Source organism: Fibrobacter sp. (genome assembly GCA_024399065.1).
In the GTDB taxonomy this organism is placed as follows: Bacteria; Fibrobacterota; Fibrobacteria; order Fibrobacterales; family Fibrobacteraceae; genus Fibrobacter.
Map to the genome: position 1 here is coordinate 1 of JAKSIB010000019.1, position 21,057 is coordinate 21,057.

General features: G+C 47.8%; 16 protein-coding genes. 11 read left to right on the forward strand and 5 right to left on the reverse strand.

Going from position 1 to position 21,057, the window contains the following annotated elements; all coding sequences use genetic code 11:
- Positions 1–183: 183 nt before the first annotated feature.
- Together MJZ25_10175 and cysK are read right to left on the reverse strand one after the other, a co-directional pair.
- The gene (locus MJZ25_10175; protein ID MCQ2124538.1) at positions 184–1,845 is read right to left on the reverse strand and encodes a glutamine--tRNA ligase/YqeY domain fusion protein; all 1,662 of its coding nucleotides are present in this window, start codon (positions 1,843–1,845) and stop codon (positions 184–186) included.
- Between the two features lie 109 nt (positions 1,846–1,954).
- The gene (gene cysK / locus MJZ25_10180) at positions 1,955–2,875 is read right to left on the reverse strand and encodes a cysteine synthase A (GenBank protein MCQ2124539.1); all 921 of its coding nucleotides are present in this window, start codon (positions 2,873–2,875) and stop codon (positions 1,955–1,957) included.
- Positions 2,876–2,952: 77 nt separating this feature from the next.
- Between cysK and MJZ25_10185 the strand changes: the two genes are divergently transcribed.
- The 8 genes from MJZ25_10185 (at position 2,953) to MJZ25_10220 (ending at position 15,502) form a co-directional block, all read left to right on the forward strand.
- Positions 2,953–4,689, forward strand: coding sequence for an AAA family ATPase (locus MJZ25_10185; protein ID MCQ2124540.1), 1,737 nt, complete (start codon positions 2,953–2,955; stop codon positions 4,687–4,689).
- Between the two features lie 29 nt (positions 4,690–4,718).
- Positions 4,719–6,089 carry a hypothetical protein gene (locus tag MJZ25_10190; GenBank protein MCQ2124541.1) on the forward strand — a complete coding sequence of 457 codons (1,371 nt, stop codon included), beginning with the start codon at positions 4,719–4,721 and terminating at the stop codon, positions 6,087–6,089.
- 31 nt (positions 6,090–6,120) lie between these two features.
- Positions 6,121–7,290 (forward strand): LysM peptidoglycan-binding domain-containing protein, encoded by a 1,170-nt coding sequence (locus MJZ25_10195; protein MCQ2124542.1) that lies wholly within the window; start codon positions 6,121–6,123, stop codon positions 7,288–7,290.
- 179 nt (positions 7,291–7,469) lie between these two features.
- Positions 7,470–9,470 (forward strand): HAMP domain-containing histidine kinase, encoded by a 2,001-nt coding sequence (locus MJZ25_10200; GenBank protein ID MCQ2124543.1) that lies wholly within the window; start codon positions 7,470–7,472, stop codon positions 9,468–9,470.
- A gap of 1 nt (position 9,471) precedes the next feature.
- Positions 9,472–10,185, forward strand: a complete 714-nt coding sequence (locus MJZ25_10205; protein MCQ2124544.1) for a response regulator transcription factor — start codon at positions 9,472–9,474, stop codon at positions 10,183–10,185.
- 40 nt (positions 10,186–10,225) lie between these two features.
- Positions 10,226–12,703: a hypothetical protein gene (locus MJZ25_10210; GenBank protein MCQ2124545.1), complete on the forward strand. Its 2,478-nt coding sequence runs from the start codon at positions 10,226–10,228 to the stop codon at positions 12,701–12,703.
- Between the two features lie 210 nt (positions 12,704–12,913).
- A complete protein-coding gene (locus tag MJZ25_10215; GenBank protein ID MCQ2124546.1) occupies positions 12,914–14,584 on the forward strand; it encodes an ABC transporter substrate-binding protein in 1,671 nt (556 codons plus the stop codon).
- Between the two features lie 111 nt (positions 14,585–14,695).
- Entirely contained in the window at positions 14,696–15,502 is an 807-nt protein-coding gene (locus MJZ25_10220; GenBank protein MCQ2124547.1) for a CDP-alcohol phosphatidyltransferase family protein, read from the forward strand.
- An 87-nt stretch (positions 15,503–15,589) separates the two neighbouring features.
- Here MJZ25_10220 and mpaA read toward each other — a convergent pair whose 3' ends face one another.
- The 3 genes from mpaA to ruvC are packed head-to-tail and all read right to left on the reverse strand — an operon-like array spanning position 15,590 to position 17,569.
- Positions 15,590–16,294: a murein tripeptide amidase MpaA gene (gene mpaA / locus MJZ25_10225; protein MCQ2124548.1), complete on the reverse strand. Its 705-nt coding sequence runs from the start codon at positions 16,292–16,294 to the stop codon at positions 15,590–15,592.
- Positions 16,295–16,301: 7 nt separating this feature from the next.
- On the reverse strand, positions 16,302–16,985 hold the full coding sequence (locus MJZ25_10230; protein ID MCQ2124549.1) for a M15 family metallopeptidase: 684 nt from the start codon (positions 16,983–16,985) through the stop codon (positions 16,302–16,304).
- On the reverse strand, positions 16,982–17,569 hold the full coding sequence (ruvC, locus tag MJZ25_10235; protein ID MCQ2124550.1) for a crossover junction endodeoxyribonuclease RuvC: 588 nt from the start codon (positions 17,567–17,569) through the stop codon (positions 16,982–16,984). Before ruvC ends, MJZ25_10230 begins: the two co-directional genes overlap by 4 nt.
- Positions 17,570–17,622: 53 nt before the next feature.
- Between ruvC and MJZ25_10240 the strand changes: the two genes are divergently transcribed.
- From MJZ25_10240 to MJZ25_10250, 3 genes are read left to right on the forward strand one after another with little or no spacing between them, the layout of a single operon-like run.
- Positions 17,623–19,509 (forward strand): CHC2 zinc finger domain-containing protein, encoded by a 1,887-nt coding sequence (locus tag MJZ25_10240; GenBank protein ID MCQ2124551.1) that lies wholly within the window; start codon positions 17,623–17,625, stop codon positions 19,507–19,509.
- A gap of 24 nt (positions 19,510–19,533) precedes the next feature.
- Complete coding sequence (locus MJZ25_10245) at positions 19,534–20,718, forward strand: glycosyltransferase (GenBank protein MCQ2124552.1); 1,185 nt, start codon at positions 19,534–19,536, stop codon at positions 20,716–20,718.
- 2 nt (positions 20,719–20,720) lie between these two features.
- On the forward strand, positions 20,721–21,038 hold the full coding sequence (locus tag MJZ25_10250; protein MCQ2124553.1) for a Dabb family protein: 318 nt from the start codon (positions 20,721–20,723) through the stop codon (positions 21,036–21,038).
- Positions 21,039–21,057: the final 19 nt, after the last annotated feature.

Sequence of the window (21,057 nt, forward strand, 5' to 3'; positions counted from 1 at the left end):
AATGGAAAAATGTTGTCTAAATAAATTCTACACATAATCCCAAAAACAAAAAAAGTTCCCTGGAGAAATCCAGGGAACCTTTTTTAATTTCAAGCACGTTCGCTAATTACTCGTGGCGCAAGCGCCAAGACCATCGCCTCACCTATGCAGGAGTGCAAACACTCCTGCGCAGGCTTCGGCTCGTTACTTGTTGAAGGAGTCCTTCAGGCCGACGGTGCGGTTGAACACCAGGTGGCCCGGCTTGGAATCGTCGGAATCCAGGCAGAAGTAGCCGAGACGCAGGAACTGGAAGCGGTCTTCCATCTTGGCGTCAGCCAGGCTGGGTTCCAGCTTAGCCTGCTTGATGACCATGGATTCAGGATTCAGGTAGCTGTGCCAATCTTCGCCTTCGGGAACATTGGACGGATCTTCCAGTGTGAACAAATTATCGATGAGGCGGACTTCGGCGTCCACAGCGTGAGCGGCGCTCACCCAATGGATGGTTCCCTTGACCTTGCGGCCATCCGGAGATTCACCACCCTTGGAAGCGGGATCGTATTCGCAGTGGATTACAGTCACCTTGCCGTCAGCATCCTTTTCAACGCTCTTGCAGGTAACGAAATATGCGCCCTTCAAACGGACTTCGCCTTCCGGCTTCAAGCGGAAGTATTTCTTGGGAGGTTCTTCCATGAAGTCGTCAGCTTCAATGTAGAGTTCCTTGCCAAACGGTACCATGCGGGTGCCGGCATTGGGATCGTTGGGGTTGTTTTCAACTTCAACCATTTCCACCTTGCCATCTTCCCAGTTGTCGATGACAACCTTCACCGGATCGATGACAGCCATAACGCGCTTAGCGCTCTGGTTCAATTCTTCACGGATGCAGAAGTAGAGCAAGTTGACGTCCACCATGGATTCAGCCTTGGAGACACCGATACGGCTGCAGAATTCGCGGATGGAGCTAGGAGTAAAGCCACGACGACGGAAGCCGCAGACCGTAGGCATACGGGGGTCATTCCAACCAAGAACAGCCTTGGTTTCCACCAATTCAAGAAGCTTACGCTTACTCATCATGGTGTAGGTCAAGTTCAGGCGGGAGAATTCAATCTGCTGCGGGCGGTTTTCCAAACCAAGTTCGATGAGGAACCAGTCGTACAGCGGACGATGAGCTTCAAATTCCAAAGTACAGATGGAATGGGTAATACCTTCAATCCAGTCGCTAATGGGATGAGCGAAGTCGTACATCGGGTAGATGCACCACTTGTCGCCAGTGCGATGGTGAGCGCAGTGCTTGGTACGGTAGATCACCGGGTCGCGCATGTTCATGTTGGGGCTAGCCAAATCAACTTTTGCACGGAGGCACTTTTCACCGTCAGCATACTTGCCGTCACGCATTTCGCGGAACAGCTTCATATTTTCTTCAACGCTACGATCGCGATACGGAGACGGCTTGGATGGCTTACCAGCGTCGTTACCACGGTATTCCTGCATTTCGTCACGGGTCAGGTCTTCAACGTAAGCCTTGCCCATTTCGATCATCTTTTCTGCAAATGCGTAAATTTGATCGTAGTAGTCGCTAGCGAAGAATTCTTCCTTCCACTGGAAGCCGAGCCACTTCACATCTTCACGGATGGAGTCAACGTATTCAACGTCTTCCTTAGTGGGATTGGTATCATCGAAGCGGAGGTTGGTAAAACCACCAAACTTCTGGGCGGTACCGAAGTTCAGGCAGATAGACTTGGCATGGCCGATGTGGATGTAACCGTTCGGTTCCGGCGGGAAACGAGTAAGCACCTTGTTGCGCTTGCCGGTCTGCAAGTCGTTCACGATAATGTCTTGAATAAAATTCGAAGATTCAGGAATATCCATTTTTTAACCTTTGGCTTTCGGCCTTAATTTTACGCAAGAAATGTAGAAAAATCCCAAATAAAAAGGCCTCCGACGTTCATCGGAGGCCAGCAAAAAGTCTGTTTGCGGACTATTCGTTCCAGAGCCAGGTACTGAGGTAACGTTCTCCTGTATCCGGAAGCAGGGCTACAATACGTTTGCCCTTGTTTTCGGGACGCTTTGCCACGGTAAGCGCACACTCCAAAGCAGCACCGGAAGAAATACCCACAAAAATTCCTTCTTCCGCAGCAGCGGCACGAGCGGCAGTTCCTGCCTTTTCCGTGCTGGTCAGGTAGACTTCATCAATGACCTTCGGATCGTAAATCTTCGGGACAAAGTTTGCACCAATGCCCTGGATCTTATGGGGGCCAGAAACGCCCTTGGAAATCATGGGAGAGTCGTCCGGTTCAATAGCGATTACATACAAATTAGGGTTCTTTTCCTTCAAGTATTTTGCAGTTCCGCTAACGGTGCCGCCAGTACCTGCTGTAGCAATGAAAATATCCACCTTACCATCGGTATCACGCCAAATTTCAGGGCCTGTGGTCTTGTAGTGTGCTTCAGGATTTGCAGGATTCTCAAACTGCTGTGGAATAAAGCTACCCGGATTTGCAGCGGCGATTTCATTAGCCTTTTCAATGCAGCCTGCCATGCCCTTTGCGCCTTCAGTAAGTACAACTTCTGCACCCAGAGACTTAAGCAACATACGACGTTCCATGCTCATGGAGTCCGGCATGGTAAGCACCACCTTGTACCCCTTAACGGCGCCAACATAGGCAAGACCAACACCGGTGTTTCCGCTGGTGGGTTCGATAATCAGGGCGCCAGGTTTCAGCTTACCTTCTTTTTCTGCAGATTCAATCATTTCAAGGGCAACACGATCCTTGGCGCTGCCCAGCGGATTGAACATTTCCAATTTGACATAAACTTCAGCATCACTCTTGTTCATCTTATTGATGCGAACAAGAGGGGTATTTCCAATAGTTTCAAGAATGTTATTATAAATCGGCATAAAAAGTCCTCTGAGGGAAAAATAATAACAATAAATAAGCTACATTACAGGGGTATAAGCTAGGAAGGGATTATTCCATGGAAAGTGCAAGAAAAACAATTAACCAGTTTCTAAAGAATAGCTACACCGAAAAGGAATTGAAATCCGAACTTTTCAAAGCCGGTGTTGCCGCTATGGAAGAAGGCTGGACCTTCATGGACGCAAGTTTCCAACTTGGTGGAAAAGCCAAAGACGAAGGTATGGATCCGGACGAAGTCGAACAGACTCTTCGTCGTGCTTTCGCAGCAGAAAAACGTTCTGAAAGACCTGAACCCGCACCTTCCGCTGCTCCAGCACAGCAGCCCGCAGCCCAACAGCAGGCCGAAGCCCCCACAATAGCCATGCCGGTCATTTCCCCGCTTTCCGCCGGAATGATTTCCATGGAACAAATGTTGGCTCTTGGTCTGGATACCCAGTCCCTGGAATTGTTGCAGAACTTCAAGATTGACCCGGAAGCTCTTTCCATTCCTTGGCCCGCCGCAGACTGGCGTAAGGACTTGGCAAAGCTCCTGGAAGCCACCTTCGAACCAGATGAAACCATCGAATTCAAGGTTTCCAACACCCCCACTAGCACAGAAGAACTTGTTTCCAACATCGTCGGACAGGATGACTCCATCAAGAAGATCATGAAGAGCCTGGATAGTCCCGAAGGCGCTCTTCTCTGCATCAACGCTACCAAGGGTGGCGAAGAAGCAACCGACGAAAGCTGGCATTACCGTTACGTCGTTATCGACAACCCCAAGATGTCCTTGGCCAAGCAGTTGGCTTACTACAAGGCATTGAACCTCCCCTGCGCCGCCTTGGTGAACACCGGTGCAAACTCCGTGCAGGCCTGGGTCAAGATTCTCGCCAGCGACGAAGAAGAATACAACGAACGCGTTGACTTCCTTTTCAAGACCTTGGATTCCCAGGGTTTCAAGGTGGACTCCTCCAACCGCAATCCGCACATGATGGTCCGTATGCCGGGCGTGCTCCGCGGTGGTAAGCAGCAATACCTGATTGGCCTCGAACAAGGCGCCAAGAACTTCAAGGAATGGCAGGAATGGGTTGAATACTCCCTGGATGGCAAGCCGCTGATTGAACTGGCTAGCGATACGGAAGAAGCCCCGAAGAAAGACCAGTCCATCGTGGAAAACATGCTGCGTACAGGGGAATTCTTCCTGCTCACAGCACCCCCGAAGAGCGGTAAGTCCTTAGCACTCATGGACTTGGGCCTTTCCATCTGCTACGGCGAAGACTGGTTCGGAAACGCAACTTCTTCTAACGACGTCTTGTTCATCAACTTTGAACTTACCAAGTCCGTGTTCCTGAACCGCCTCTACATGCTGGGCGCAAAGAGAGACCTTAACGCAAGTACTCCGAAGTTCGGTTTCTTGAACCTCCGCGGTACGGCACTCTCCCCCATCGAAACCGCCCAGCTTATCGCAAAGAGAATTCAAGGTGCGAAGCGTCTGGAAAACCACGACTACCGCGTAGTGGTCATTGACCCGATTTCCGCAGTGCTCCACAACCCCAAGTCCACCCGACTGAACGGCGCTCCCCACCAGATCTTGATGCAGATGATCGACACAATCATCGCACTCACCGGCTGCGCCGTGGTTTCCACTTGCAACCTGGACGAATACCCGTACCTCGAAGCTCGCGCCGACAGCGTCATGAAGTTGACCCCGGTTGAAGGTAGCTTGAACCAGTACCAGATCAACGGCACCTTCCGTGAATTCCCGAAGATGCTGGCCCGTGAATGTTCCTGGATCTACCCGAGATTCCTGGTCTAATCCCCTAGGCAAACAAATCAGTAGTTTATATGTACAAACAGCCTAAAAAGAATTTTTCTAGTCGTCCTGTAAAATACGACAGACTAAACAGCAGCCGCGGCTCTCTCGGCCGTAATCTCAGCCGTCTTAACGAAGGCAAAGTCGTTGACAATCAACGAGATAAAGAAGTTCAACCTAAGCCGACAGTCCGTGCTAAGTTGACCTTCGAAGACCTTAAGCAGCAACTCACTGCTTGGGTCTCCACCGAAAAAATCCCTGGAAAAATTCAGGCTTGGTACACCGCCGACGCACAGGCAGAAAACGCCGATTGGCGCATCCTCAAGACCGTTCAAGGCGAACACGAAAAGCTTTCCATTGAAGCTCCTAGCCACGAAATGGAAGCTCCGGAAATCGTCACCAAGATTCTTGAACAGTTGAAGAAGGACCACCTCCGCATTTTCAGCAAGGCTCTTCGTCAGATTTGGTTCCGCGCTGCAGGAAATGGAAGCTACGCACTCCTCGTCCAGGTAAACCTGAAAGGCCGAAACTCCGCACACGGTTACAAAACTTTCATTGACTTCCTGGAACGTAATTGCCCTGAAGTCTGCAGTTGCCATCATATCCAGTGCCTTCCCGACTATTTGTTCGATCCCGCAAGCACCCAGGCCATGAAGGTTGAAGCCAAGGCCGCATTCGGCAACGATTTCATTTCCATCGGTAATTCCGGTTCTTACATGCATGTGCTGGACTGGGCTCCACGAATTCGCGATGTCTGGTATGGCCTCCCCCTCCGCATCGAAAACGCAATCCACCCCAATCCGGAAGACTGTTTCTTTGAATTCTATTCCGGCAGTGGCTACGTCAGCTCCATGCTTGCAAACCAATTCAAGCGAGTGGACGCCATGGATTGCCGCGAATACGCCATGCTTTCTTCCCGAAAGAACGCCCGCGGCCTCATCAGCGAAAACATGCACTTCCATCGCGGCCACGTCGAAGCAGACTTTTTCCCGAAGTTCTTTAACAAGAAGGAAAACGAAGGACGTTGGACTTTCTACTTCAATTTGCCCAATGATGAGACTCTCGCTCCCAGCGTAGAACAGGCCGCAGCACAGGCTCGTCCGGAAAGAATCCTCTTGCAGACCTCCAACCTGGAAGTCGCTGCCAAGGAAATCAAGAGATTCCGTCGTGAAAGCTACATGCTTCGCAAGAGCATCCCCCTCTATCTGGAACCGGGAAGCAACAAGTTTGATATGTTGTTCATCTTTGTGCCCGACAGAGCCGGTATTTTGGGTCAAAATCCCGCTATGATGGCAAAATCCCGCAATGTTCAGCGCCCGCAAGAACGAGTTTCCCGTTCAAATCGCCAAGAACAGCCCCATTTTGCCACTGAAGTACCAACATTTAAGCAAAGAAAAGGTTAAATTTTTTACGAATTAGCCTGTAAGGATTATTATGCGATTTTTCAAAAGTGCTTCCATCTGCCTCGGTTTGACAGCCTTGTTGGCTTCAGCCTATGTCGTCAAGCAGGGTGACACCCTTTGGGACTTGAGTGATGAATTCCTCAAGGATCCGTTCGCATGGCCGGACCTTTGGGAAAACAACCGCCACATTAAGGATCCGCACTGGATTTATCCGGGCGACTCCATCTATCTTGGCGACAGCATTAAGCACGAAGCCGTCTTGCAGGTCGATCCGTCTCGTAAAAAGTATCCTTGCGACGCTGCAGTAGCAGATTCCAACCTTCCGAAGGGCATTACCGCAGCCGGCTGCGATGATGACGGGCGTGACAACGCTTTTGAATCCATGCTCGGTGGTTTGCGCGACATGGACAAAAAAGACAAGAAGAAGAAGCGCGAAGACGACCAGTACAATTATTCCCAGCGTCCCGCTCCGAAGATTTTCAACGGCTACTATCAGATTCTCGCTCCGGAAATCTACACCTTGGATTCTTTGAAGAACGATTCCAACTTTATTTCCATCCGTTCTGCAGAAAAGAAGCAGCCCATCATCCATATGCCGGAACATGAGGTTCTCGTCGGTCTCGGTAAAAAGACCCACACCAATCTCAAGAAGGGCGACCTCATCGAAATTCTTGATGCACAAGCCATTGACGTTCCTGCGAACGGAAACAGAAGTGTAGACAAATACGCTTTGCTCCGTCTTTCTGGTATTGCAAAGATCACCGCAATCGGCGACACTCTTTCTCGTGCTCAGATCGTCCAGAGTTTCCGCGAAATCAAGATTGCACAGTCCAAGGCTCGAGTCAAGATGCCGTTGAATACCATCAACGTTTCTGGCTATACCCAGGAAAAAGCTGTCATGATGGACTCCCTGGCCATGATTAGATACGCAATGGACCCCATGCTTATCATCGGCTCCTATTCCTATGTTTTGATCGACATGGGTGCAGAACAGGGTTATAACACAGGTGACGCAATTGCCGTGTGGGAAGAAGACAAGTCTGATGCAACTATTCCGCCCCACCTTCTCGGCCGAGGAATCATCACAAGATCTGCAAAGAACGAAGCTGCAATCTTGATTATGGAAGTCTATTCCAACAATCGTCGTATCGCAACTGGCCATCGAGTTTCCGTAACCCACCGAGCAAACATCGTCCAGTGATTAGACAACTTTCGATTATTGCAGTCGCAGCATTAGCCTTGCTAATGCTTCTTATGGCAGGGAACCTTGTCATACTGCAATTTCCGCAGTTATCCATCCGAATTCCGTTATAAAGGATAGGCATGCAGGTTTCACGCAACAATCTGCTGTTTATACTTTTGTTTGCGGGGGGCATTATTTTGCCTACCGCAATTTTGGCGTATCTTAGCTTTAGAAACATTCAGAACGAGGTCTATCTAGCACAAAAGAATTTCGACGAAAGTCGAACCGCATTCCAGACAGAGCTTGAAGACGCCGTTTCTAAAGAACAAAAAAAAATATACCAAGAAGCCAAAGGCGCTTCGTTATTCCTGTACGAACAACCACGAGGCCTGCTAGATTTCGGTAACGCGACAGAATTCAAGTCTGTTGACGGAATTGAAGCCATATTCCTTTTCAACAACGGCAATCTCGTTTATCCGGATATTTCATCACGAAACTTTTCAAGTTCCCGAGGATTTCCCTCTAGTATTCCGTCAACTCGAGAACGTAGTTTCTTCCAAGAAGAACAGGAAAATCCGGGCAGCCAGGACAAAATATACCAAAGCAGAGTCGCAAGGACATTCCACCCGTCATCCATCTTTTTCGATTCAAAGGACGACCAGGTACAAAACCTCCTGGGTATGATCCGCTACAACTACCAAAACAAGAAATATGACAGAGCATTGGAACTGCTGGAAATTCTCGAAAAACAGCCACACCAGCAAGGCTACTTGCACATCGACTTAACTCGTTCAGCGAACCTACTTCATTTTGAAATCCTTGTTGCACAAAAAAAGCATCAAGAAGCCCAAGATTACTGTCTACAAATACTTAATCAATTCCTTGAAGACAAAAACATCAAGGACCTGTCCTCATCTAGATTTTTCTTTGAATCCGCATTCACGCAGATTCTTTCCTTTGAAAAGCTTTCCCAAGATAAGCGAGAAGCGTTCTGGAACCTGCGCGAAAACTTCAATCGTCAGCTTGGATACATGGACATTCTTTTCAAACACAAGAATATGTTTGAAGAAATTCTTGAGGATGAAAGATCTGCAAAAGACGGAATTCTGTATAAGCAAGAAGACGACATAACCCTTCTCAAAATGTCTTACCCTTATTTATCGGGTGATCAGAAGGTCATCGCCAAGATTGACACCAAGGCTTACAAGGATCGTCTTCTAAACAAAATGAAAGTTGTTGCTCAGAGTTGGAAAAACATTCCTTTCTCTGTTGTTGACCAGAACGATAATCTCATTTTGGGTAGCATTCCTGACAGTTCTACAATCGTCAGCCAGAATTCATTGACAGACGCAATGAATTGGGAATTTACTCTGTACGAAAAGGACATGCAAGATATCAAGAAAGAATCTCGCCATCGCATGTTCTTGATGTACGGTTTAATGCTTTTCGCCCTCATCGCCGTTATTTTCGGATCAGTCTTTATGTTCCGGTTCATCACACAGGAACGTAGGCTCCTGTCCATGAAAACAAACTTCTTGTCCAGCGTTTCCCACGAACTGAAGACCCCTTTGACATCCATCAAGATGTTTGCGGAAATGATGGCTCGCGGCCGTGTCCAAAAAGTTGAAAAGGTCCAGGAGTATTCAAACCTCATTGGAAAGGAAGCCACTCGACTTGAAAATCTGATTGGAGCCATTCTGAATTACACCCGAATGGAAAACGGAACTACAGCATTTAAATGGGAAAAATTGGACTTTTCCGCCTGTGCCAAAAAAGTATTTGATGCCGTAGAAAGTATCGGTATAGAAAAAGGTCTTGAATTTAGAGCCCATTTTGAGCCTTGCGCATTCGTCATGGGCGACTACACAGCACTTTACAGTTTGTGCCAAAACCTCATCGAAAACGCTATTAAGTATACAAACGCTCCTGGAGAAATAACTATAGACGTTCTCATCGTGGACAATTATGTTGTATTTTCCGTGACAGACACCGGCGTCGGTATTCCGCCTGCTGAACAAAAAAATATATTTAATGATTTTTATAGAGTCGGCGACGAAATGACTAGAAGCACGAAAGGCTCCGGACTGGGTTTGGCAATTGTAAAAAGAGTTGCCAAGACTCATCGCGCCACAATTTCTTTAATCAGCAAACCAGGAAAAGGCTCCACCTTTACTGTACAATTTAAAAAGGCAGAATAGTATGGCAGAGAACTACAAAATTCTGATTGTCGAAGATGAAGAAATCATTCGATTTGGTTTGCAAGACAACTTCGAAATGGAAAACTACACCGTCGAAACTGCGGTCGACGGAGAAGAAGCCATCGAAAAGGCAGACACATTCCTGCCCCATTTGATTCTTTTGGACTTAATGATTCCCAAAAAGAGTGGCTTTGAAGTTTGCCGATACATCAGGAAGAAACATCCCGAATGTCTCATCATCATGCTTACCGCAAAAACAGAAGAAACTAGCAAGGTCGCAGGCCTTGAAATGGGTGCGGACGACTATGTTACAAAGCCGTTCTCCATTCTGGAACTTTTGGCTCGAGTCAAGGCTTTCCTCCGTCGTTATTCGTCTCAACAGATTCCTGCAGAACCGGTACAGTTGCCGGAATGCCTAGACTTCTTCGATATCCATATTGATATCAAAAAATTTGAAGCGACAAAGAATGGCGTTCCTCTAGACTTGACAAACCGTGAATTTCAGGTTATCAAGTACTTCTGGAACCACAAGGGTGAAGTAATCACTCGTGAAGAACTCCTTAAAGAAATTTGGGGCTTCACAGATGAAAACATGCCGTCTACAAGAACAATTGACAACCACATCGTCACTCTGCGTAAAAAGATCGAGGACGACCAGACAAATCCCAAAATCATCATTTCTGTAAGAGGAGCAGGTTACAAACTCGATGTGTAATTCAAAGAACAATTTTTGGATTACAAGAGCCATTTTCACAATGGCGGTTTTCTGCGCATTCTTTACACCGCAAGCAGCGGCAAGCATTATGGAGTCCTCCATTCAAGAGGCCCTCTACCTGTTTGAAATGAAAGGGGAAAAATCCGAAGCTATTCGAATTCTGGAAAAAGTCGCAAATAACGGCGATAACGAAGACAAAGAACAAGCCTATTTCTATCTCGGAAAAATTCAGGAACTGGCAGGCAACAAGACCTCTTCTAGTTTTTACTACCAGCAAAGTCTCTCCAGAACCACTGATGTGGCAAAAGCATATTGGCTCTCGGAACGAGAAGCTGCCATCAACCCGCAACCGGAAAATTTGCAAAAGAAGAGCCTTCCAATAAAAGGCGGAATTGTTGCAATTTACGGAACAAATCCCGCCATCATCCAATTCAAGGACGGCAGCATTCATAAAATTGAAGACGACAAGTTCGTTTCAATTCAGGTTCCACTTCCAAGCGGCGCAAACATTCTTGGAATTAACGCAAAAGGAATTTGGTATCAAAGCGAATTTCAGGACTCCCTCTTCTTCATGTCACTTTTTTCTGGAAAAATTCTTCGCAATTATGCCGTTTCCGCAATTTCCAGTTTCACAGAAAATGGAGACGAAGCTGCAGCAATCTCAGCAAACAGTCTTTTCTTATTCAGCAAGAAAAATTCTGTTTTGCAAATATCCGACAAATATGATCGTTGTCGTCTTGCAGGGCTCTTTCAAGCAACCAACGAATACGTTCTAGACTGTACGGACAACGCCCTTCATTTTGTCTCGACAGAAGACGGATCCGAAACTAAAATCATCGCACAATTCGACATCATACAAAAAATTCTTTTCGACAAGCAGTTCTTATTCCTAACATCGGCAAATAATCTTTATTGTTACATGCCCAAAATTAGTTCGGCTCCGCTTTGGAAAATCCCTGTCAACAACGTAGAAAGCATACAATCCTTTGAAAACAACGTTGCCGTTCTTGAAGCATCCGGAAAAGTAATGCTAGTTGACAAACCCACAGGTTTCGTAAAGTCATCCGTACGAAGTGACGCATCTGCATTGCATCCCTTAGCCCAAGGAACTTTGGGAATGTTCTCCAGCGAAGGATCCATCATTGCCGTAGACACCCTATTGCGCCCCATCTGGAATTTCAATTTTGCAAAGCCGTTAGTGTTTCCTCCTATTCACACAAATGGTAACATATACCTTTATTTTGGAGAAAACAAACTTAGAGCAATCGCACCTCAGTACTATGGAAAAAAAATTCTCTTGTCCGAGGCTCTGGTAAAAAACGTTGCTCAATTAATTGAAGAAGAACAATGGGAAGACATTCCCCAGCAACTGGACACTTTGTTCACTCTTGAACCAGGTAACGCAGAAGCCTGGTTCTACAAAGCTCTGTACTTGGAAAAAAACAAAGGGTCAAACAAGGACAAGCAAAAAGCGTGGTCCGAAGCAGTTCGCCTGTCGGCCAGCAACCCTCAAATTACGCAATACATTCTCAATCGTTATGGAAAAGCTATTGGTGCAAAGTTTGTAAGCTTGTTGCCGATTTCTCCCAAAACAAAATACCCTCAGTTCTTTAGCAACAAAAAGAACTTGTTCACAATAGACCCCGCAGCAAATAAACTGCTGTGCGTAAATATTGACAACGGAGAACTCCGCTGGGCTCGAAACCTTGGCAAACTCGAAGAATCCCCCGTAGTCGCAAGCAGCGAAAACACACTTATTATCGCTTCCGGCTATGTGATGTCCATTTACGACTTGTCTCGTGACGGAACACCATCCACAATTCAGTTGCCGGGAAAAGCCTTCGAAGTAAAAGCTATCGATGGATCAATCTACGTTTCCACTTGGAACGGTTTTCTTCTAAAAATCAATGGAAACGAAGGCAAGATTGTTTGGTCAAGAAAGATATTCTCTGTACCATTCCTTATGGCAAAAAACAACAGTCTGCTTCACTTGAGCAATCTGGAAGGCGACTTAGTTGACGTTGACGATGAACTCGGACAAGTAAAGGAAGGATCAACCAGAAAGGTTTCCGGCTCAGTAACCCATATAGCAAGTTCTGATTCCGTTCTCGCCATAGCAACGGGAGCCAATAAAATTCACTTGTTCAACATCAAGCATAGCGATAGAAGCTCTACACAGATTCTCTTAGAGTCTTCCGTAACATCCATGTCCATGATTAATGATAAAAATGAACAAAAGTTCATTATCGGTTTAGCGGACCAATCCATTTTGCTATACACGACCACTGGAGCACCTATTTGGAAATTCCAGGGCAAGAATTCCATCTTCACAAAACCTTACGTAAAAGACAGTGAAGCATGGATTGACCAGGGTAACGAAGTCGTATCAATTTCCCTTGCCGATGGCAAAATCGTACGAAAATTTAGCACACCAGGTGGTGCCGGATCCCCGTTTGTAACAAACCATACTTTGTTCAGCGCCTCACCCAAACGTCTTCTTTACGGTTTTTCTCTGTAATATCATAAAAAGACGTGCTTTTTCGCATATTTTTCATGAAGTGTAAAGAAAAATTGGTGGTTTTTTTCATAAAAACACACTAAATTTCATATTAAGTATACATATGGAAAAAAGATGAGCTTTACGAAGTTTTTTAATACGTTGTCTTTAGGGACCATCGCTTTCGGAGCCCTTTTCCTCGTTGCTTGCAATGAGGAGAAAAAAGAGGTCGTGGAAAACGAAGATTCCGAGTACCCCCGCAAAGAAACCCTGTATGTCGGTGGTTTCGACTGGGCACCTCCATCCTCTTTTAACCCGTTGGACTACGATCCAAACTTCCCCACCGACGGCAACTGCCGTTTGAGCTATGAGGCCTTGTTGGCCTACAACCAGCTTTCTGGTGAACTGGAACCCATGCTTGCTGACAGCTATGCAGTTAAGGATTCCCTTATTTCCGTGCATCTCGATCCTAGAGCCAAGTGGAGCAACGGCCAACCGGTTACCGTGGATGACGTTGTCTACACATTCCATATCGACTCTATTCTTCCGACTTCTCGCCATGGAAACTGGAAGTTTCTCAGCAAAGTTACCGCAGATAACGACAACAATGTTTATTTCCACTTTAGCCAAATCAAGAATCCGCTCATCATCTTGAACGCTATTGCGGAAACATCCATCCTGCCGAAGTCCGTCTTTGAACCGCTGATCCAGAGTGCCAAGTCCGGCAAGGGCTATGACATGAACAAGATCACCGAGTTCAAGAACGACTCTGTCCAGGTAATCTCCGGTCCTTACAACTTAAAGACCTATTCCCCTGAACAGATTGTCTTGGAACGTAATGACAACTACTGGGGCAACGCCAAGTACAATGGAAAAAAGCCCGCTCCCAAGTACATCATTCATTCTCTTTACACAGGCAACAACCATTTCAATAGCGCGATGAGCAAGGGTAACCTTGACATTTCCGCAGTGTTCCTGCCCCGCATCTGGGACAAGGCTAGAGACAGCATCCGCGCCTGGAGCCGTAACGAGCCTTACCATCAGCCGGGTTCTATCACAACTCTCTTTATCGAACACCAGAGGGAACCGTTCAATGACGTGGCAATCCGCCGCGCAATGATGCACTCCATCAACTTCGAAAAAATCAAATCTCGCGCAGTATCCAACTACACCCCCGCAATCCAGTCCGGTTTCATTCTGCCATTCGGCAACGAAGCCAAGTACTTTGTTAAGGAAGATGCTGACAAGTACGGTTACAGCTATGATACCGAAAAGGCTAAGGCAATCCTTACTGAAGCAGGCTATAGCTGGAACGCAGACGGCAAGTTGTTAGATAAGAAGGGCACTCCGGTTCGCAAGTTCGCCATCGAATGTCCGCAAGGTTGGACCGACTGGGAAGACGCAATCAAGGTCGTCGTTGAATCCTTCAAGGAAATCGGCCTCTCCGCCGAAGAAAAGTTCGTAGACTACGCTGTATGGGACAAGGATCTTCGTCTCGGCACATTTGACCTTGCCATGAAGACCCAGACTGCAGAACTTTCTGCAGCAACTCCCTGGAACCGCTTTGAACAAGTTATGGGCAGCAGTTCCTACAAGCCTGTTGGTGAAGAAACCTTCTCTAACCAGGGACGTTACCAGAACGTGGCAGCAGACAAGCTCATTCTCGAAATTCCGAGTATCACCGACGAAAAGAAGTTGGCGGAAGCTTATCGTGAATTGAACAAGATCTTTATGGAAACCATTCCGGTTCTGCCGGTGATGTACCGTCCTACGCAGTACTACCAGTTCTCTACTAAGCACTGGACCAACTTCCCCACCGAAGAAAATCCCTATGCTCCGCCACAGATTCTCATCGTGGCAGCAGGAGTCAAGGCTCTTTGGGGAATCAAGCCCACCAAGTAGAGCAAATCTTAATTTTTCTTTTCAAAAAACGCCCTTACGGGGCGTTTTTTTTGCTTTTCCGCCTAAAAATATCTATTTTTCGCACAGCACTATTTATAGTGGAGGATTTGAATGGGTAAGACACGTTTTATTTTGCCGAATGCATTTACCAGCATGAATTTTTTGCTTGGTGTATTCGCAATCTGCTGGGTGACTGGCGCTTTCAGTTCTTTTACAAGTTCCGACCCGATTCGCATGGGCGCTTATTTCATCGTTCTTTGTGCACTTCTCGACAAGCTTGATGGTTTTGCAGCCCGTTTGGTTCACGCAAGTTCCGAATTCGGCGCACAATTCGATAGCCTTGCTGATTTGATCGCTTTTGGTGTCGCTCCGGCATTTACCGTATTCTTCACCTACAAGACCATCGCCCCGGAATCTTGGTTCCAGGCCAACGGTGTTCTTTTGATTGTGGTGTTCGCAATCTACGTGCTTTGCGCAGCAATGCGTTTGGCAAAGTACAACGCCTGCGACTCCGACACCTACCACCACCATTTCTCCGGCCTTCCGTCCACCTTCGCAGGTGCAATCAACGCCGTGCTGGTAGTCTATCTCAAGTCCAAGGGAGTCTTCACCGCAGACAGTGCCTTGATCTTCGTCCCGCTTTTCGTAATGCTGATTACCGGTCTCCTCATGGTGAGCCCGTTGTTCTTGCCTAAGCTTCAGCCCCGCAAGAACGCAGCATTCAATACATTCCAGGCTGTCATGATTGTCATTACCTACATCTGCGGTTTCACATTCGTTTCCGAAGGCATCCCCTTCGTTACCGAATACATCTTGCTCCTGATGGCCAGCTACATTGTCATCGGCTTTGGCATCGGCATTGCAAAGCGCAAGGAAATCATTGCAGAAGCAGAAGCTGAAGCTGCCCAGAAGAAGTAAGTCTTCCGAGAATTTAAAAGAGGCTCCTGGTAAAACCAGGGGCTTTTTTTTCAACGACTTTGGATTGCAACAGGGCGCGATGTTTTATCACAAAGTTTGAAGAAGTTCCGCAAAAGATTCGCCAAAGCGATCAAACAAAGCTTCAAGGGACATTCTAGGTAATTCGAGAGTTACGCATTCTAGAGGCGTCCCCGAGGCGGAACGTTCCTTGCTCCAGGTACCTAGACTTCCGGGCGTAGGATAGCCTATATCAGCCAGCCAAGGCAAGTTGAAGCATTCACACAGACGTTCCACCAAAGCAGTCCTTTCCGAGGCGTCTACGCAAGCAATTGGAGCATGCATCGACAAGATGGACTTGGGCTGAAGTTTTTGGATTAAATCTACGAGAGCACGGGTTTCCGGCTCACTGCCGGCTGCAGAACCTGCCGACAAAAGCGTATCTCTTTGAGCCTCTAAAACGGAACGGGAGGAAACCGCATTTGGCGACCAACTTGACGTAGGGAAATTGCGATTGAGGTCCACCCCATTGGCATTACCGCGGGTCCCTAAGGTCATTCCATCGGGATTTGCACAAAGGACAAAGGCAACATTTTCCAAAGGTATTGTAAAGGCACGGAGGGCGCGGCTCAAAAGGAACGTCGTTTCCGGCTCTTCGCCATGAATGCCCGCAACCACAAGGATGCGGCATTCACCAGAACAAGGAACATAATGCAATGGAGCGCCAAGAACGGAACGGCCATATTCCTTTAGAGGCAAACGTAAGTGTCCACGATTTTCAGGATCAAGCATCATTCACAACCTAGATGAAATACGGGTAGATGTAGTCTTCTGCCAGACGATTCAAATTGTCCAGCAAAGCAGATTTGCATGCGATATCAGTGCGTTCGTAGACGCGACGGAGCTCCGCCAGAGAGAAGTTTTCCAAGCGTTTTCTAGACGTGGGCAAATGAGCGATATGCCACAGCTCCGGCTGAATTTTTCCGCGACCCGGAACAAAGACTCGACTAAAACCAAAGGCTCCCCCAGCATCCATCAACTGCGTCAGCCTCTGATGGAAGGTCGCGAACATGCCGTTGCATTCCGCAGGAGTCAACTGCACTTCATAATCTTCGGGACAAGCGTTACCATCCACTACATCCAAGTCGGAACCAAGATGATGACGGCTAGCCCCAGGAAGAGCGGACCATGTAAGAATGGCGTACATCAACTTTTCTTCGTCGGCAGGACGTTCCATAGGAACCCCGTTAGCATCCAGCAACTTCAATTCACCGGAAGCCTTGCGGTTCCAAATACTCAACTGACGTTCAAAGGGCCTATAACCAGATTCCAGGCGAAGAGCGAAGCCATCTTCGGCCAATCGTTCTTTTAATTTGTTATAAAAAGGAAGAACTTCTTTGTCAACAAAGTAACCATCTACATTGACAAAATCAGAAGATTCTACACTTCTGAATCCGAAACAATCCATCATTGCATTATCGGTCATTGTATAGTTCCTCCCATTTTTTCAATCAAGTCCATCCACTGCTTTGTCGTAGCCTTTTTCTTACGGGAAGCCACTTTGGACTTCTTCTTTGTTGTGCCCGCCAATGCAGCCGCCATGGGAGCAGGATTTGCGTGAGTCCACGCAATGGCCAAGGCATCAGACGCATCAAGAGGCAAGTCTCCCCGTTCAATTCCAAGACGGGCAAAAATCATATTGGCCACTTGTTCCTTCGGGGCGTTACCCGTGCCTGTTACAGCTTGTTTTACGACTGTGGGAGGATATTCATTGTAGGTCATCCCTCGGCGCCTGCATGCCACCAGCACTGCACCACGGATATGTCCCAGCACCAAGGCACTTTTAGGATTCTTGTAGAAGAATACTCCTTCCATACTGAGCGCCTCGGGGCGGTACTTATCCAGCAGTTTTTCCAGTTCCGTAATGATATGCAACAAGCGGTCTTCCAACGGCTTAGATTCTGAAGCATGAAGAACGCCATACTCCAGAACTTTCGGGCTATTTTCACCCGTATCTAAAAAAGCATACCCCGTTGTGATGGAACCAGGGTCAATTCCGAGGATAATCATGCTTGAAAAATAAAAAATAAACTAGATTTCAAAGAGTAAGAAAGGAATCCGTTATGCTTATAGATCAAGAACATGCCGGTATTATCATGCGTGCAAAGACCCACCCGCGTCAGTTGGGAATTCCTCTGAGCCGTTGGGGTCGTAACCTTATCGCTTGCTGCCCGTTCCACTCTCCTGAAGAAACGTCCCTGTTCTTCTACGATGCCCTGGGATACTGGCGCTACCGTTGCTTGCAGTGCGGCAGCGAAGGCGACTTGGTTGAATTCGTGATGCGTAGCCGTTTCAATGGAATGGAAGAACCGGCAGCTCGCGCAGAAGCTTTGGATTTCCTCGGAACTTTGGAACAGGAACACGAACCGAAACAGGATGAACATCCTTGGATCAAGGAAATCGGCGGCGAGAAATCCAAGGTCCTTGAAAACTTTGTCCGTTACTGCCATTGGGCCGCTTGCAAGAGCCCCTCTTCCGCAGAATTCCTGCAGTCCCGTGGATGGAGCATTGGTCAGGCCCAGCTCTACGGTATTGGCTACTACAGCGGCGATCCGGAGCCGTTCGTCAGCTACTGTATGCTTTCCGGCATCGAACGCCACCAGATCAGTTTCTATCTGGATAACCTTGAAGCATATCGTGAACCGCGCATTACTATTCCGGCCCGCAACTCCAAGGGTTTGATTCACTCCGTGTACGGTCGTGTTCTCGATGACAGCGACAGTAACCACACCTACGTTTCCTACGCTTCCGGTCCCAGCGACATCCCGTTCAACATCCAGGCTGAAAATGCAAAGCCTATTATTGTTGAAGGTTTCTTTGACGCTTTGACCGCAGATCTGGCCGGCATTCCGGGCGTAGTTTCCACCATGTACCAGGAACTATCCCTCAGCCACTTGTACAAGCTGAAGGCCTGTGGTGCAGATTCCGTTACTGTGATCCTCCGCCGCGAACAGGACCGTCGCGAGCAGGAATACCGCATTCAGAAGTATTTGAAGATGGCGGAAGAATTGGATTTGAAGTTCAAGTCCATCGTCCTCCCCAAGGAAGAAACCGTTGACCTGGTGGTTCGTAAGAATGGCGCAGACCAATTGCTGAATCTTATCCAGCAGACAGAAGAAGACACCGTTCACACCCACCGTCGTTCCATGCTTTTGCAGGACATCAAGGAAAACTTCGACATTGCCATGGGCTGCCCCCCGGATGTTCGTGTCGGCTATTCCTTAAATACCTTCCCCAAGTTGACCAAGACTATTGACGGCATCCAGTCCGGCTGTTTCTACGTATCTTCCAAGCCCTTCGGCCTCAAGACCACATTGATGTCCAGTATGGCCCTGGATTTGCTCCAGAGCAACCCCAAGCTGAAGCTGATCTATATCGCACTAGAAACGCCCCGCCGTCAGATTTTCGATCGTCTTGTAGCAATGCTCATCGGCGAATCTGTTCTTACCGTTCGTAAGCAGAGCGAAGACGAAGCCATGAATCAGAAGATTCTAGAAGCTACCCGCGAACTGATGGGATTTGTCCGTAGTAACCGTCTTGAAATTTGGGACGACCAGCCCGAATTCGACAACATGGAATTTATCGCCACCCTCAAGGAAGAAGCCAAGGAACATCCGAACCTGGTTGTATTCATTGATGGCATCGACCACTTGAAGATTACCGACTACTTTGATTTGACTGATATTCACGAACGTCGTTCTTCCGTGATTCTTGACCTGTACAAGGCTCTGGACATTCCGCTGTTCATTGGTGGCGAATTAGTTGACTCCGAACACGGTCTCGTTGGCCCCCGCGCGTACCTCCGCGATTCCGACGCCATCTACTGGTTGGAATCCAAGGGTGGCAATTTGTTCCTGACAGTGAATTCCAAGCGTTTGGGCAGCAGCCAAGTGTACCAAGGCAACTTGTCCATCGACCCGCTTTCTAACAAGATGCAGGAAGAAACCTAAAGGGTTTCAAGGCCGTCAACAACAATGTTCACTATCGTTGATTTCAATAATTTCTGGAGCCCGTCGGGAGGCGGTGTTCGTCGATACCATCTGCAGAAAATGGCATTCTACGAGCAGCAAAACGAAGTCCTTTCCGTCTTCGTGATGCCAGACTCCAAGACATTCACAGAAAAGAAAAGCGACGGCTTAATTATTGAGCACGTGGAAGCATTCCGCTTTCCGGGAAACTGGGAGTACCGTTTTATCTGGAAGCAATCCCAGATCCGACCCATTCTTAAAAAGTACATGCCGGACATGATCGAAGTAGGTTCGCCCTACATTCTTCCGTCCGTCATTCGTTGCGCCGCAAAAAAGATTTGCCCCCAGGCAGCACTCCTAAGCTTTTGGCACGCCGACTTCCCTATCACCTATGTGGAACGTCCCGTCACCAACAAACTGGGATCAACCCTCGGCGCCCTTTGCAAGAAAATTGCATTCTGGTACGCCCGTCAGGAATTCAAGAAGTACGACGGCGTCCAGGTTTCCTGCAAGGAAGTTCTAGACCGCTGCGATGCAAATGGTTTGCCCAAGTCCCATTGGATTCCCCTGGGTTGCGACATACAGATGTTCTCTCCCGAAAAGCGAGACGAAGAACTTGTCCAGAAGCTGAAGGACGGCGACCCCGAACGTTTGACCATATTCTTCCCCCATCGTTTCTGCGAAGAGAAAGGTATAGAACTTCTGCTTGGTGCATACGATATTCTTTCTGCCAAGCTGAAGAGTGAGCCAGCCCTTGTGTTGGCCGGCACTGGTCCCTACCTCCCCCAGGTTCAGGAGGCCGTGCAGAAGCACCCGCGCATCCAATACGCAGGTTTTATCAAGTCTATTGACGAAATGGCAAGGCACTACGCTAGCGTAGATCTCGGTTTGGCCCTTTCCGGTTGGGAAACATTCGGTCTCTCCATTCTTGAAAGCATGGCTTGCGGAAACGCCCAGATTGGCGCCAGCACTGGGGCTGCAGCAGAGCATGTCAAGGAATCCAATGCTGGAGCAATCCTTGAGAACCGCACTGCAGAATCCTTGGCAAACGCCATCATCGAACTTTATCATTCTGACTTATCTCAGAAGAAACTTAACGCACGCAGCTACGCAGAGAAGTTCAGTTGGAACGACTGCTTCAAACGTCAGCTCAACCTTTACAAAGAAATTTCACAACAAAAAAGGAAATAATCATGATCAGACACATTGTTTGGTGGAAGTTGAAGGCAGAAGCCGAAGGCGCTACCGCAAAGGAAAATGGAGAAAAGCTGGTTGCTGCATTCCATGCTTTGGAAGGCAAGATTCCGGGACTCGTTAGCATCGAATCCGGTTTAAATTTCAACAAGTCCGAACTGGGCAATGGCGACGTCGAATACGATATCGCTCTCGACACCACCTTCCGCACCAAGGAAGCTCTGGACTTCTACCAGGGTCACCCGGATCACCAGGCTATCGTCGGCTTCGTGAAGAAGGTCGTGGTGGAACGCCGCGCCGTCGACTTCGAATACTAATGGAGATCCCGGGTCCAAG